Genomic DNA, 14825 nt, shown 5'->3' on the forward strand with positions numbered 1-14825 from the left:
GCGCGGAGAAATTTTGCCAGTTGCATTGCAGGTGTCGTCCGTGAGCGCGCAAAAATGGCGCACAGAATGCCGGACCAGAGCGGTGGCGACAACTGAATCAGCAGTAGATTGCCATCATTGTGCTCAGCCCTCGGCAAACTCTCGCAACACCTTGCCATCCATGCGATACCGCACCCATTCCTCCTGCGGTTGTGCGCCGAGAGATTTGTAGAATTCGATGGCTGGGGTGTTCCATTCCAGCACGCTCCATTCGAAGCGGCCGCAGTCGTTGGCGCAGGCGATTTTCGCCAGGTGGCGCAGCAGGGTTTTGCCGGCGCCGCCGCCACGTTGTTCGGGGGTGATGTAGAGGTCTTCGAGGTACAGGCAATTGCTGCCCAGCCACGTTGAATAACTGAAGAAGAACACCGCGAAGCCGATCGGCAAGCCGTCGCGCAGGCAGATCAGGCCATGGGCGGTGGCGCCTTCGCCGAACAGGCTGCGTTCGATGTCGGCGACGCTGGCGATGACTTCGTGACGGGCCTTTTCGAAATCTGCCAGTTCGGTGATGAAGGCGAGGATTTGCGGCGCATCGCTGGGGGTCGCCGGGCGGATTTCGATCGTCATGGACGGGCCTTGTCTGCAAATTAAAGCGCCATACTAAGGCGCGCAGCGGCGCTCGTCACATGGCAAACATACTGACCTGCCCGATCGGGCGAACGCCGTTGCCCCTGTGGGAGCGAGCCTGCTCGCGAATGCGTCCTTCCAGTCAGCCTCGAGTCAACTGACAGAATGCCTTCGCGAGCAGGCTCGCTCCCACAGTTGATAGCGCACGTTCTGAAAGGATGCTTATGACCGTTAACTGTTTTGCACCGATGGGAACACTAAAGATCGGCATCGTCTGAACAGCAGACACGCGACCCCGGAGAAGACCGTTCGTCGATCATCAGGCACCAATCCGTCATCAGGGCTGACCAACCCAGTGTAAGGATTCCAATCACTGGAGAAGCCCTATGATCTCGTCAAGGTTGACCGCTTTAGTCTTCAGCGCCCTGCTCTGCCCTGCGGTGTTCGCCGCCTCGTCCACGGCAGCGGGCACTGGCCCTACCGATCCGACCCCGCCACGCGCGCCCGCCATCAACAGTGCTCCCGGTATGAATACCGATGGTTCCGGCGTGCCGCTGATCAATCAGCCACCCGCCACCGGCACCGATCCGCGCACACAAGGCAGCGATCCGGGCCGTCAGGGTGGCATGAACACGCCTGACTCTCCTGCCACTCCGCCTGACAATGCCGGCCCCGGTGTCGGCTCGAAAACCACCACCGGTGGCTCCGGTTCCGAAGGTGCCGGTCAGTAGTTCGCCGACGCGAGCGCCCTATTCACTCCCATGAAGAGGTAACCATGAACGTCGACAAAGACCTGGAAAAAGAAGTTCTCACCCGCCTGCTGCACGCGCATCCCAACGGCTTGGGCAAGGAGGTGCTGGACAATTACCGGGGCGAGAAAGTCGTGGCCAGCGCCCTCGCCGCCCTGCAGGATCGCGGGCTGATTCACCATGGTCATGTGACCTGCAGCGAAGCCGGTGAGCACTCGCTGAACCTGCCGATCAAGCTCAGTTCAGCCGGCGTTGAAGCGGCGAAGAAACTCGATAGCTGACGCTGGTTGGGGCTGCGGATCTTCGACTTCGAACGGGTGATTCGCCTCGAGTGATTCGCAGCCTTCGGCGTAACGCAGCACATCCTGACGCAAGGAGAAATCCCATGCCTCGTGGAAGCAAAGACAAATACACCAGCGAACAGAAGCGCAAAGCCGAGCACATCGAAGACAGCTACGAGAAAAAGGGCGTGTCGAAAGATGAAGCTGAGGCGCGTGCCTGGGCGACAGTGAACAAACAATCCGGCGGGGGCGAAAAGTCCGGCGGCTCAGGGCGCAAGAAGCCTGCAAGTGCCAAGTCGGAAGAGCGCAAAGAGTCATCGCGCCGTGCGGTGGCTAGCCGCAAGGGCCATTCACGCGATAGCGAGACCTCGAAGAATGCGCAGACCGTCGATAGCCTGATGAAGGAAGCCCGAGCGAAGAATATTCCGGGACGCTCGTCGATGCGCAAGCAGGAGTTGATTGAGGCGTTGCGCAAGGCGAGCTAGAACGACGCCCACTGGAGGAGCTGCCGAAGGCTGCGATCTTTTGCTTTTCAAGATCAAAAGATCGCAGCCTTCGGCAGCTCCTACAGAAGATTTGTGTACGACGTAGATCCAATGTGGGAGCGAGCCTGCTCGCGAAGGCTTCGGCTCAATCGCCGCAGGACTGATAGATAAACGCATCCACCTCAGTCGCCCCAGGTGAAGTCGCCGGCCCCCAGCGAGTCACCGCCAGAGCCGCTGCCGCATTGGCCCGCCGCGCCGCTTCCAGTGCATCCAACCCCTGCGCCAATCCGGCCACAAACACCCCGGCATGTGCATCGCCGGCGCCATTACTGTCCACCGCTTTCACAGCAAATCCCGGCACCTGACGGCGCTCGCCGCGCTGTTGAATCCAGCAACCCTGCGGCCCGTCGCGCACCACCATCAGCATACTTTCCGGCAGCAGTTCCGCGAGGCAATCCATCGCGATACCAATCTCATCGGCTCCGGTAAACCGCAGCGCTTCGACACTGTTGCTGGTCCACACATCGATGCGCGGCAGCAACGCCTGCATCATCGGCGCGTCAGGTGACTCCACCAGCGGCCCCGGGTCGAACACCACATTGACCGACGCCGGCAGCGCCAGCGTCCAGTCGAGCAACGCCTGCGCCTTGCCCTCGTGCAGCAGACTGTAACCGCTGAGATAAACGTAATCGCCGGGCTCGGCAGCCACGCTGCTCAGGTCCTCCTCGGTCACCTCACCTTCGGCGCCGATGTAGGAAATGAAACTGCGTTCCGCCGAGGCATCGGTCAGCGCCACGCACAAACCAGTGTCGCGCTCGGCCGGTTCGCGGATGCCGATGCAGATACCTTCCGCCTGCATCGCCTGGCGCGCCAGATCACCGAAACGTCCCGTGCCATGACGACCGAGATAGACCACCGGCAGACCGTTGCGCGCTGCCGCCGCCATCACGTTGAAACCGCCGCCGGCTTCGAAACCCGCCGACTGCGCCAGCACGTCGCCGCCTATCTGCGGCAGTTTATCCACGGCCATGACCAGGTCGATGATGACCTGGCCGGTGTGCAACATCTTAGGCATGAGCATTCTCGGGTTGCGCGGCGCGGCGATCTTTCGCACCGCCAAGTACCAGGTAAATGCCACCGGCGACGACGAAGGTCACGATCCAGCCGAGGCCGTTGTGGCCCAGCCAGGAGTCGGACAGAAAGCCCTTGAACCAGACGTTTTCTGCCGTGGTGCCGATGGTGGTGAAGCTGAAGCCAAGCACGATGGCGATCGCCCACGCGCCAAATGCGCGCCACTCGATGCCGCCGCGATACCAGTAGGCGCTGCTCGGGCTGACGTCGAGCAGGTCTTTGGGGCTGTAGTAGTGGCGGTGAATCAGGTCGACCACGAAGATCCCGACCCAGGCAGTGATCGGCACTGCGAGCAGGGAAATGAAGGTGATGAACGGGCCGTAGAAACTGTCGGCGATCAGCATGAAGTAGATCGAACCGGCGAAGATCGCGACAATGTCGACCACCACCGCGTAGACCCGTTTTACCTTGAGGCCCAGAGTCAGCGTGGTCAGGCCGGCGGAGTACACCGACAGGTTGTTCGACAGCAGCAGACCGCCGAACGCGGTGATCAGGTACGGCACGGCCATCCAGGTCGGCAGCATGTCGCGGATCGCCACGATGGGATCAGTCGCCGAAGCCAGATCATTGTTGCCCACCGACAACAAGCCGCCGAGGGTAATCAGCAGCACCAGCGGAATGCCCGCGCCGAACGCCGCCGATGCCACCAGGCGCACAGCCTTGACGCTGCGATGCTGATAGCGCGACATGTCAGCGCCAGCGTTGGCCCAACCGATACCGGTGCCGGCGGCCATGGTACCGATGCCGATGATCATTGCGCTCAGCGGTGCTGGCGTGGCGTTGAACACCGCGCTCCAGTCGATGGTCGCGCAGAGAAAGCCACCGACGAGAATGTTCAGCGCACCGAACACGTACGTCGCCCACTTCTGGATCACCAGCAGGGTCGCGTGGCCGAGTCCGGACACTGACAAGGTCAGCAGGACGAAGATGGCGATAAAGATCAGCGTCAGGACCGGCGCACTTTTCGCCTCGACCGGCGAGCCGAAGAGGATCGAGCATAGCGACAACAGCACGAACGCGGCGGTGGTGGTGTTGACGGTTTCCCAACCCAGACGTGACATCAGCGAAACCAGCGTCGGGCCGATGTTGCCGCGTACGCCAAAGATTGCCCGTGACAGGGTCAGGCTCGGTGCGCGGCCACGACGACCGGCAATCGAAATGATCCCGACCACAGCAAACGAACCGGCGGCACCAAGAATCGCGACGATGATCGCCTGCCAGATCGCCAGCCCGCGAAACGCCACCAGCGTGGCACCCAGCGGCAGGCCGAGGATGGAAATGTTCGCGGCGAACCAGACCCAGAACAGTTGCAGCGGATGGCCGTTGCACTCGGCTTCCGGCACCGGCTCGATGCCCCGGGTTTCCAGTTGCCCGACGCCTTGCCCGGCGGTTGATGAACTCATGAAGATGCTCCTGTTTGCCTTTTTTGTGGTTGTGGCAATGATGCAAAACGACAAGACAACCGGCCTTCCGAGGCCTGTCTGTGCGATCCATTGCTGTGTGAATTCTTTAGAAATGCGCCGCCCCTTTCGCGAGCAGGCTCGCTCCCACATGGAAATGCATTCCAATTGTGGGAGCGAGCCTGCTCGCGAAGAGGCCAGCCAGTCAACGCAAGGCCAACAGCCCCTGCACTAACGGTTCCAGCTCAAGTTGATTAACGACTTTCACCGTCTCGATCATCGGCTGCGGCCAGCACTCAAGACCCAGGCAAGCGCCGAGCATGGCGCCGAGAATCGCCGCGATGGTATCCGTGTCGCCGCCCAGGCTGGCAGCCATGCACAACGCCTCGAATGCCGTCATCTCGCCGATGGCCACTTGCTGGGCCAGGGCGAATGAAACCACCACCGACTCCTGCGACGCCACCGATGTGCCGATCACGTCGTAGAGCAGATCGGCGAGCAGTGCTTTGTCACTGTCGACGCTGATACTGCGCGCCCAACTGATGCGCGAGGCCATGCGCCCGCCAGCAACCCAATGCCCGTGGGCTTCGGCCTGCTGGGCGATCTGCTGGCCGAGGTTCAGCGCCTCGCCGAGATCGACGTCATTGATGCCAGCGGAGACCACCGCCGCCACCGCCGCTGCACTGGAAATCCCCAGCGTGGTGTTATGCGTCACCTGGCAAGCCTGCACGACCGCCGCAATGAAGCGCTGCGGGTCGGCCACATTCGCGGCAATGCCCACCGGGGTGATGCGCATCGCCGCGCCATTGGTGGTGCCGTAGCGCCCGGCTTCTTCCGGGGAATGCCCGGCGAGGATCATTTCAATGGCGCGTTTGGTCGAGGGGCCGAGCAAGTCCTGCGAGCCTTTGGCCTGCATCTCGGCTTCCCATTCGATCAAGCGCTGGGCGAGAACCGCCGGCTCGATACGGCCGTGACCTTCGACCAATAATTCGCCGACCAGGATCGCCTGCTCGGTGTCATCGGTGATCGAGCCTTTGGGCATGTTCGCGGCGATCGGTTGCAAGGGGCCTGCGTCCTGCAAATCAGTGATCTGGCCGAAGCGCGCCTTGATCGTTTCACGATCGAGCGACTGTGTCGGCATGCCCAGCGCGTCACCCAGGGCCAGACCATAGAAAGCGCCAAGCGCACGGTTGAGCGCGGTCATTTCGATTCTCCGAATTGCAGGTGCAGACGAAAGTGCACCGGGTCGAGCAGGCTTTCGACCTGCTCCATGAAACGGTTCTGCCGGTCGTAGGTGGTGCGCAGGGCTTTGAGAAACACCGTGCCGACCGGGCGACCAAGCAGCTCAGCGTCTTCGGCATTCAGCGGCTCGGCGCCGATCCACTGATCGCCGCGCTCGCCGATATAGCCGTAGGCGGCCAGGGTGATGGTCAGGGAATTGTCGATCAGGCCGACGCGGGGCAGGCTTTCCAGGCCGCCGTTGGCCGGCATCAAGGATCGTTCGAGAGACACCAGCGTACCGTCGGTGGCGCGCCGGCGACGGTCGAGGGTGATGAATTGATCGGTGCCGAAACGCACCAGCAGATCCGGGCGAGTCACGGCTTCGAGGCGCAACACTTCGGTATTGATCAGCGCCCCGCTGTCGGCCAGCGCCTGCGCCCAGCCGCTGCGCTGATCCAGCGCGACACCGTCGAAAGTGACGATGGAGCCGACACCGCTTTGCGTGGCGATGTAATTACGCCGCTTCAGTTCGGCCAGCGCCTCACGCAAGGTGCCACGGCTGACCTGGAATTCTTGAGCCAACTGATGTTCGCCGGGCAACAGAAAGCCGTCCTCCATGAGGCCGCTTTCGATGCGTCGGACGAGCTCGTCGACCACCCGTTGTTTCTTGTCGAATCGTACCTGTCTAATCATGTACAAATTGATAACCGAAACGGGGCGTGGCGGGCAACAAAAATTTGAGGGAGGTGACCGGTGGAGAGAGCAAAATCAAGAGCCCCTCACCCTAGCCCTCTCCCGGAGGGAGAGGGAACTGATTGGGGAGTGCTCAGGAAATGCGCCGAACTGATGTTGCTTTAGCGAATCCACAATCGACCCGATATTTCAGGTCGATGTACAACGCAAGACACCTCGGTCGGCCCCCTCTCCCTTTGGGAGAGGGCTGGGGTGAGGGGTAGCTTTTGACGTTACCGTTGTTTCAAGCGGTCAATGACCACGGCCAGCAACAGAATCGAACCACGAATCACATACTGATAAAACGTATCGATGTTCTTCAGGTTCATCGCATTCTCGATGATCGCCAGAATCAACACCCCGGCAATCACATGACGAATCATGCCGATGCCGCCACTCAGCGAAACCCCGCCCAATACGCACGCGGAAATCACTGTCAATTCAAAACCCTGACCAATCATTGGCTGCCCGGAAGTCATCCGCGAGGCCAGAATCACACCCGCCAGCGCGCCGATCACACCGTGCACGGCGAAGATGATGATCTTGGTGCGGTCGACGTTGACGCCCGCCAGCAGCGCCGCTTCCTGGTTGCCACCGATGGCCATGGTGTTGCGCCCATAGGTGGTGTAGTTCAGCAGCCAGCCGAAAAACAGGAAGCAGACAATAGTGATCAGGATCGGCACCGGCACACCGAACAGCTGGCCATTGCCGAAAACAAAGAACGATTCCTGCGAAACGCCGACTGCCTTGCCGTTGGCAAAGATATAGGCCAGGCCGCGCACAATCTGCATGGTCGCCAGCGTTGTAATCAAGGCATTGACGCGCAACTTGGCGATCACGATGCCGTTGATCAGCCCGACGATCAGGCCCATCGCCAACGCCGCGCTGACCCCGAGAAATACACTGTTGGTGTCACGCATTACCACTGCCGCGACCACGCCGGCACAGGCGATCACTGAGCCGACCGAGAGGTCGAAGTGCCCGGATGCCAGGCAATAAAGCATGGTGCACGCGGCGATGCCGGTGGTGGAAATCGCCAGACCCAGGCCACGCATGTTCAGCGGCGAGAGGAAGTTGTCGATCAGCAGTGTGCAGGCGACAAAGATGCCGATCGCCGCCAGCAGCATGACCCAGTCATCGAGGAAGCGCCGCATGTCCAGCGGTTTGCGCTCGGTCGGCAGGGTTTCGTTTTGCGTAGTCATCATAGTCACCTCTCAGTTCGCCACGCCGTCAGCGCGGTGGCGTGGCAAAGCCAGTTGCAGCAGGTTGGATTCATTGGCCTGGTCGCGGCTGACTTCGCCGCGCAGGGCGCCTTCGCACAGCACCAGGATGCGGTCGGAAATGCCCATCACTTCCATCAGATCGCTGGACACCACGATCACCGAAATACCGTCGGCGGCGAGGTTATGAATGATCTGGTAGATCTCGGCCTTGGCGCCGATATCGATGCCACGGGTCGGTTCGTCGAGCAGCAGGACTTTCATCGGCATCGATAGCCAGCGGCCGAGAATGGCCTTCTGCTGATTGCCGCCGGAAAGGAACTTGATCTGCTGGCCGGCGTGCGGGGTTTTCACTTTCAGGGCCTTGATCTGCTTGTCGGCGTTGCCCTTTTCCCACAGGCCGCGAATCAGGCAGCCGAGCCCGGAATGCGCACCGCGGGCACTGATGTTGATGTTCTCGGCAACGCTGGCCAACGGGATGATGCCTTCCTTCTTGCGGTCTTCCGGGCAGAGCAAAATGCCGGCGGCGATCGCGTCACGCGGCGAGCGCAGTTTCAGCTCATGGCCGCGCAGTTCGAGACGGCCAGCGGTGTTGCGCTCCAGGCCGCTGAGCAGGCGAAACAGCTCGGTGCGCCCTGCCCCGACCAGCCCGAACAGGCCAAGGATTTCGCCCTTGTGCGCTTCGAAACTGATCGGCTCACGCAGGCCCGGGCCGAGCAAACCATCGACCTTCAACGCCACGGCACCGCGCGGGCGATGGCGGTAATCGTAGATATCCTGAATGTCGCGACCGACCATGCAGGTCACCAGTTGATCGTGGGTCAACTGGCTCATGTCGTCGAATGTACGAACGTAGCGGCCGTCCTTGAACACGGTGACGGCGTCGCAAATGCGGAAGACTTCTTCCATGCGATGGGAAACGTAGAGCACCACTTTGCCTTCGTCGCGCAGGCGCCCGATGATCGCCATCAAGCGATCGATCTCGCGCGCCGAGAGGCTGCTGGTCGGTTCGTCGAAAGCGATGACGTGAGCGCCGCGCGACAGCGCTTTGGCGATTTCCACCAGTTGCCGCTGACCCAGCGACAAGCGTCCGACCTTGGTTTGCGGATCGATTTCGTCCGCCAGCCCCTTCAGGCAATTCAAGGCTTTCTGGCGCAGCTCACTGCGATTGATCAGGCCGAAACTGGCCGGCAGATGGCCAAGAAACAGGTTTTCGGCCACGGTCATTTCCGGGACCAGATGCAGTTCCTGGTGAATCACCGCGACGCCGCTGCCGATGCTGTCAGCGGTGGACTTGAACGCCATCGCCTGCTCGCCGATCTGCAGCTCGCCGCTGCTCGGAATGTAAGCACCACCGAGAATCTTCAGCAGGGTCGATTTGCCCGCGCCGTTCTCGCCCATCAGGGCATGAACCTGGCCGGGGTGGGCGACGAAGCTGATGCCGTCGAGCGCTTTCACGCCGGGAAAGGTCTTGCCGATCCCGTTGAAGCGCAGGCTGCCGTTGGCGCCGTGTTGTTCTTGTGTCTGTACTTGCGCGTGCATAAAGCCACCTCTTCACACCGAAAAACGGCCCGGCTGCCCGGGCCGTCGCTGCCTCAGTTCCACAAGCCGATTTTTTCCAGCTCTTGCTTGAAGTTTTCGCGGGTGATCAGGGTGACGTCATCCATGGCGGTGTACTTCGGCGGCTCTTTGCCGGCGGTGATCCACTCGTACATCATCTCGGCGGTCTTGTAGCCTTCGATGTGCGGGCTTGGCAGCATCGAACCGAAGAAGCCGCTGTTAGGCTTTTTCAACTCGCCGATGGCGTCGGTGCCGTTGATGCCGATGCCGATCACGTTGCTCGCGGCAAACCCGGCCGCTTCGGTGGCGCGCACGCCGCCGAGCACGGTGTTGTCGTTCATGCCGCCGATGATCAGGTTTTTCGCCGCGCTCGGCAGTTTCACCAGCGCCGAGTTGGTGGCGTCCATGCTGCCCGGTACGTCGAGGGTTTTCAGCGCGGCGAAGAGGATGTGGTCCTCCGGCATGCCGGCCTTCTTCAGGGCATCGACCGAACCGTCGGTGCGCTTCTTGCCGGTGTCGAGTTCGTTATAGGTGTTGACCACCGCGTAGGTGTCTTTCCAGTCCCAGTTACGCTTTTTCGCTTCGGCGGCCATGGCGGCGCCCTGCTTCTGGCCCACTTCAAACGCGGCCATGCCCAGGTACGGCACGTCTTCCATGAATTTGCCGTTGGCGTCGACGAAACGGTCATCGACCGCAATCACTTTCAGATCGTTGATCTTGGCTTTGGCCATGATCGCCGGGCCGAGGGACACGTCCGGCGGGCAGATCACGAAGCCCTTGGCGCCGTTGGCGGCCAGGCTGTCGATGGCCGAGAGGGTCTTCTCGCCATCCGGTACCGCGATCTTGATCAGTTCAAAGCCTTTGTCCTTGGCGGCTTTTTCGGCAAAAGCCCATTCGGTCTGGAACCACGGTTCTTCGGCCTGCTTGACCAGAAAACCGATCTTCACCGCGTCGGCGGCGAGCAGCGCACTGCTCAGGCTGAACGCAGTGACCGCCAGGGCAGTGCTGCACAGGGTACGAATCCCGAAACGACGTTTCATCAGATGACTCCTTGTTATTTTTTTTGAGCAAGGTTTGAAAAGCGTTGATGCGTGTTCTCAGTGAAGCTGGTTGAAAATAGTCATATCGTATGATGATTGGATTTCAAGCGTAGTTCAGCGCTGGAGATCCGTTTTATTCAGTCGTGGTACATCACCGAGCGGCCACCATCGATAGTGATGCACGAAGCATTGATAAACGGTGCCTCATCGCTGGCCAGAAACACCGCCGTCATCGCCACTTCGATCGGCTGGCCGATGCGCTTGGGCGGGTGCAGGTCAAAGGCGCGCTGCCGCTCGGCGTGCGGATCGGCAAAGCCATTCCAGTAATCGACGTTCAGCTGCGTTTCGATGTAGCCCGGCGCGATGGCGTTGACGCGAATGCCTTTGGCCGCGTATTCGATGCCGAGTGCGCGGGTCAGGCCGAGCAAGCCGTGCTTGGCCACCGGGTACGGGAAGCAGCCGGGAATGATGTGGCTGGAATGGGTCGAGGCGATGTTGATGATGCTGCCCACGCCCTGCTCGAGCATCTGCGGCAGCACCGCTTTGCAGCCATACCAGGCGCCATCCAGATCGATGGCGAAGCAGCGGTGCCAGTCCTCTTCGGTCATCTGCAAAGGATCGCGGAACACATTGACCCCGGCACAGTTGACCAACACATCGATGCGGCCATGCAATTCCACGGCGCGTCGGGCCAGGGCATGCAGATCCTGCTGATTCGATACGTCGACCTTGAGCGCCTGCACGTCATGGCCCTGATCGCGCCAGTGAGCGGCGACCTGCTCGACCTTGTCGGCCTGGATGTCGCTGATGAGTAATCTGGCTTGCTGCGAGGCGAAGGCGGCGACGATAGCTTCGCCGATGCCCTGAGCGGCCCCGGTCAACAGCACGACCTTGTTTTTCAGGCGCTCGCCTTTCGGCGGGGCCGACACTTGCGGCAATGTCAGCGCTTCAGCCATGGCTCAGGCCTCCTGCACGCAGGCGCAAAAAAACCGGCCATCGGTCGATGTCCGGTTTTGACGGCTGGGGAAAACAGACAGGCAAGCGTCGTCAACGGCATTGAGCCGTGGCGAAAGGCGGATCCGCTTGCGCGGGCGACAAGAATTCGCTGCATCACTTCACCTGTTTTGTTCTTTTTAAGTGTGAGTGCGTGTTACTGCTGGAGCCGACTATAAACCCGACCGCCAAATAATCTCAATATATAATTTTGCATCCCATATTTTGGGATCTAGCCAGCAAAACGCGTACAGAGTTTTCCTGCAACGTCGACGCGCATGCTCAGCACCGCACCATCCAATGAATGGTTCAGCGGACTCTTGGCGCTGGTGATGAATAAGGTTTTCAAGTCTTCGCCACCGAACACGCAACTGGTCGGGCGACTGACCGGCAGATCGATTTTGCGATCCACCTGCCCGTCCGGCGTCAGGCGCAGCAGGCAACTGCCGTCCCAGCGTGCATTCCACACGTAGCCTTCGGCGTCCATCGCCGAGCCATCGGGACCACCGTGTTGATCAGACGAGTAAAACACCTGCGGAGCATCGAGACTGCCGTCAGTGCGGATGAAATATCGATTGAGCGTGCTGTCGAGGCTTTCACCAAACAACAGCGTGGTGCCGTCGTCACTCCACAACAAGGTATTGGGAATGCCCAGACCGAGCAGCAGCGGTGTCACGCGCTGATCGGGATCGATACGGAACAGGCCTCCGGAACGGCGCACCAGCGGCAGATCCTCACCGTGCTCGCCGATGTTGTTCTGCATGGTGCCCAACCACAACCGGCCCAAGGCATCGCAACGGGCTTCGTTGGGACGGTTGCCCGGTTGCGGGTCGGCGACGCAGAACAGCGTCAAGCGTGGCTCGAGGCCGGGCGAATCGAGATCCAGCCGATAGACACCGCTGCTGAGCGTGACCAACGCATCGCCGCTGGCGCAGGGAATGAAGGCGGAGATGTGCTCGGGCATCTGCCAGATCTGCACGTTCTGACCGATCAGGCGCAACGCTTGTTTGCCAGCGATATCGACCCAGTACAACGCCTGGGTCGGCGCATCCCAGAACGGGCCTTCGCCGAGTTGCGCGCGGTGTTGGGTCAGGGCGGTGCAGGTCATCTGGAATCCTTCATGTTCTTGTTGTTTCCAATGTGGGAGCGAGCCTGCTCGCGAAGGCGGCGTGTCAGTCAATGATGATGTATCTGACCTGACGCATTCGCGAGCAGGCTCGCTCCCACAGGGAATTTTCGGTCTTAGCTGGCTTTGCGGTCCGCCATGACTTTCGGGTAAAAGCGTTTTATCGCCAGATCGGCATTGTCGATCAAGGTCATGCACGCCCACACGCCACGGGTCGAATCGCGCGCGGCGATGGCATCGGCCATGTCTTTATGGATCGGCAAGGTGCGGCGCAGTTCATCGGGGTCGGCGGCGGAGACTTCGAACGACACCGCCAGCAACGCGCCGAGGGCCGGGACCATTTGTTCGATGAACTGATTATGGCTGGCGGCCAGGATGCATTCGTGGAAAGCCTGGTCGGCACGGTTGTAATCAACGCCGCTGTCGACTGCACGTTCCAGCGCATTGAAAGCCAGTTGTACCGCTTCGATCTGCTCCGGTGTCGCCCGCTCACAGGCCCAGCGCACCGCCATCGGCTCAATGGTGCGGCGCAAATCCAGCAGGTCATCGACGAAGTTTTCCGGCAACCCATTGCGCGATAGCCAACCGACCACCTGCGGATCGAACAGATTCCAGCGCCGTACTGGCAACACCCGCGTGCCGACTTTCGGACCGACTTCGAGCATGCCTTTGGCGACGAGGGTTTTGATGGCTTCGCGAATCACTGTGCGGCTGACGCCAAGCTGCTCGCCCAGATCCGCCTCGACCTTGATGGTCTGCCCCGGCTTGACCTGACCGGCCGCAATCCAGCTGCCCAGCCAGTCAACGGTCGACGCATGAAAGCTGCTGGACATGTACACCTCAAGGCGAATCGCGATGGGTGCCTACGCTAATCATCATACGAATAACAGTCAATCGGATTTTTTCAGCTTGCGCAAACCAATGTGGGAGCGAGCCTGCTCGCGAAAGCGTCGTGTCAGTCAACATTGCTGGCGACTGATACACCGCGTTCGCGAGCAGGCTCGCTCCCACATTTTAATGTTGTGTCAGGGTTCCAGGCCGATGCGAAAGAACTCGCCGCCGCTCCACACGCCCAACCAGCGCTGACCATCGATCTCGCGGCTCACCGCCAGTTCCACCAACTGGTAAAACACATTGCGGTGAATCAGCGCTTCAAGGTTGCTGCGCACATGCACATAGGGCGCAGGCTCCTGGGTCTCAGGATCGATCTCGACACGCAGCGGATGCTCAGTCCCCGCTTCGGTGGTTTCCTCGACGTTGGTGGTAAAGCGCAAAACCTGCGCCTCGCCCTCGCCTTGCACGTCAACGGCAACCGCCACGAACGGCGCGTCATCGACCTTGATCCCGACCTTCTCGACCGGGGTGATCAGGAAATAATCATCGCCGTCGCGGCGGATGATGGTGGAGAACAGTTTGACCATCGGCTTGCGCCCGATCGGCGTACCCAGGTAGTACCAGGTGCCGTCACGGGCAATGCGCATGTCGATGTCGCCGCAGAAATCCGGGTTCCACAAATGCACCGGTGGCAGGCCTTTGGTCTTGGGGATCTGCCCCAGCAGGTCATTGGCTGTTTGCGGGTCACTCATGGCGTACTCCTTGATTACTGGTCGCCGATCCCCAGCAGGCTGCGTGCGTATTGCGCCAGCGGCGGACCGATGAGGTCTTCGGGTTTGGAATCATGGAACGTCAGTAAACCGCCACGACTCTTGATCCGTGCAGTATCAATCAAATACTGGGTGCTGGTCTCGATCAACATGATCTGAATCACGCCGCCATCGATACCGAGGCGATCCACGGCTTCCTGGTCCAGCCACTCATCGGAGTTGCCGATGCGGTCATCAGCCTTGGCGAAACGTGTGTAGAGCAGGTAATGCGCCCCGGCATCACGGGCTTCGCCCATGGCTTGATCGAGGCCTTCCGGCGCACGGGCGCGGCGGACCATCGGGAAGTATTCGACAAAGCCCTTGAAGGCTTCTTCGGCGACCACGTTTGGCCGTGGATAGGAACCACCCGGTGGCGCGAACGCGCCCTGGGCGATGAAGATGAACGAGTCCGGCTGAATGCGGAGATTGTTCACCCGGCGGCTGTCACTGTGGTCCAGAAGCCCCGCATCGCTCATGTGATAGCGAGTGCCTTCGGCCATATCGCTGACATTCATGCAGCCGCCAAGCGCCAAAACGGCCAGCAGCAAAACCAGGCTACGCATCCTATTCCTCCAGAAGCCGGTGTCGGAAAACCGGCGAATGGCCGTTGAATGCAGCTTTTGCGCCAGCTCGACAAATTC

Annotated in this window: 16 protein-coding genes; 3 read left to right on the forward strand and 13 right to left on the reverse strand. The window is 60.7% G+C overall.

Annotation, left to right across the window (positions count from 1 at the left end; translation table 11 throughout):
* Window positions 1-123: 123 nt before the first annotated feature.
* Window positions 124-603 (reverse strand): GNAT family N-acetyltransferase, encoded by a 480-nt coding sequence (locus tag J2Y39_RS11520; RefSeq protein ID WP_041479417.1) that lies wholly within the window; start codon window positions 601-603, stop codon window positions 124-126.
* A gap of 386 nt (window positions 604-989) precedes the next feature.
* Here J2Y39_RS11520 and J2Y39_RS11525 point away from each other — a divergent pair, with 386 nt between their 5' ends.
* The 3 genes from J2Y39_RS11525 to J2Y39_RS11535 all read left to right on the forward strand — a co-directional run bounded on the left by J2Y39_RS11525 (window position 990) and on the right by J2Y39_RS11535 (window position 2118).
* Window positions 990-1334, forward strand: a complete 345-nt coding sequence (locus tag J2Y39_RS11525) for a hypothetical protein (protein ID WP_041479419.1) — start codon at window positions 990-992, stop codon at window positions 1332-1334.
* Between the two features lie 44 nt (window positions 1335-1378).
* Complete coding sequence (locus tag J2Y39_RS11530; protein ID WP_041479421.1) at window positions 1379-1633, forward strand: hypothetical protein; 255 nt, start codon at window positions 1379-1381, stop codon at window positions 1631-1633.
* 104 nt (window positions 1634-1737) lie between these two features.
* Entirely contained in the window at window positions 1738-2118 is a 381-nt protein-coding gene (locus tag J2Y39_RS11535; protein ID WP_150637659.1) for a Rho termination factor N-terminal domain-containing protein, read from the forward strand.
* Between the two features lie 145 nt (window positions 2119-2263).
* On the opposite strand, the gene J2Y39_RS11540 is transcribed toward J2Y39_RS11535, so the two are convergent.
* The 12 genes from J2Y39_RS11540 to J2Y39_RS11595 form a co-directional block, all read right to left on the reverse strand.
* Window positions 2264-3193 (reverse strand): PfkB family carbohydrate kinase, encoded by a 930-nt coding sequence (locus J2Y39_RS11540; RefSeq protein WP_310217668.1) that lies wholly within the window; start codon window positions 3191-3193, stop codon window positions 2264-2266.
* On the reverse strand, window positions 3186-4652 hold the full coding sequence (locus tag J2Y39_RS11545) for a cytosine permease (RefSeq protein WP_310217670.1): 1467 nt from the start codon (window positions 4650-4652) through the stop codon (window positions 3186-3188). The genes J2Y39_RS11540 and J2Y39_RS11545 overlap by 8 nt, the downstream gene beginning before the upstream one ends.
* A gap of 202 nt (window positions 4653-4854) precedes the next feature.
* Window positions 4855-5853: an ADP-ribosylglycohydrolase family protein gene (locus tag J2Y39_RS11550; protein WP_310217672.1), complete on the reverse strand. Its 999-nt coding sequence runs from the start codon at window positions 5851-5853 to the stop codon at window positions 4855-4857.
* Window positions 5850-6563: a GntR family transcriptional regulator gene (locus J2Y39_RS11555; protein ID WP_016770970.1), complete on the reverse strand. Its 714-nt coding sequence runs from the start codon at window positions 6561-6563 to the stop codon at window positions 5850-5852. The genes J2Y39_RS11550 and J2Y39_RS11555 overlap by 4 nt, the downstream gene beginning before the upstream one ends.
* Window positions 6564-6835: 272 nt before the next feature.
* The gene (gene araH, locus J2Y39_RS11560; protein WP_056788625.1) at window positions 6836-7804 is read right to left on the reverse strand and encodes an L-arabinose ABC transporter permease AraH; all 969 of its coding nucleotides are present in this window, start codon (window positions 7802-7804) and stop codon (window positions 6836-6838) included.
* Between the two features lie 12 nt (window positions 7805-7816).
* On the reverse strand, window positions 7817-9364 hold the full coding sequence (araG, locus tag J2Y39_RS11565; RefSeq protein WP_310217675.1) for an L-arabinose ABC transporter ATP-binding protein AraG: 1548 nt from the start codon (window positions 9362-9364) through the stop codon (window positions 7817-7819).
* Window positions 9365-9417: 53 nt separating this feature from the next.
* Window positions 9418-10422, reverse strand: coding sequence for a substrate-binding domain-containing protein (locus J2Y39_RS11570; RefSeq protein WP_016770973.1), 1005 nt, complete (start codon window positions 10420-10422; stop codon window positions 9418-9420).
* A 137-nt stretch (window positions 10423-10559) separates the two neighbouring features.
* Window positions 10560-11378, reverse strand: coding sequence for an SDR family oxidoreductase (locus J2Y39_RS11575; RefSeq protein WP_252884664.1), 819 nt, complete (start codon window positions 11376-11378; stop codon window positions 10560-10562).
* 269 nt (window positions 11379-11647) lie between these two features.
* Entirely contained in the window at window positions 11648-12523 is an 876-nt protein-coding gene (locus J2Y39_RS11580) for an SMP-30/gluconolactonase/LRE family protein (protein ID WP_310217679.1), read from the reverse strand.
* 134 nt (window positions 12524-12657) lie between these two features.
* Window positions 12658-13374, reverse strand: a complete 717-nt coding sequence (locus J2Y39_RS11585; RefSeq protein WP_041479437.1) for a FadR/GntR family transcriptional regulator — start codon at window positions 13372-13374, stop codon at window positions 12658-12660.
* A gap of 192 nt (window positions 13375-13566) precedes the next feature.
* Window positions 13567-14127 carry a DUF1285 domain-containing protein gene (locus J2Y39_RS11590; protein ID WP_041479438.1) on the reverse strand — a complete coding sequence of 187 codons (561 nt, stop codon included), beginning with the start codon at window positions 14125-14127 and terminating at the stop codon, window positions 13567-13569.
* A 14-nt stretch (window positions 14128-14141) separates the two neighbouring features.
* On the reverse strand, window positions 14142-14747 hold the full coding sequence (locus J2Y39_RS11595; protein ID WP_016770979.1) for a DUF4823 domain-containing protein: 606 nt from the start codon (window positions 14745-14747) through the stop codon (window positions 14142-14144).
* Between the last annotated feature and the right edge of the window lie 78 nt (window positions 14748-14825).

This window comes from Pseudomonas sp. 2957 (assembly GCF_031456345.1).
Taxonomy (GTDB): Bacteria; Pseudomonadota; Gammaproteobacteria; order Pseudomonadales; family Pseudomonadaceae; genus Aquipseudomonas; species Aquipseudomonas siliginis.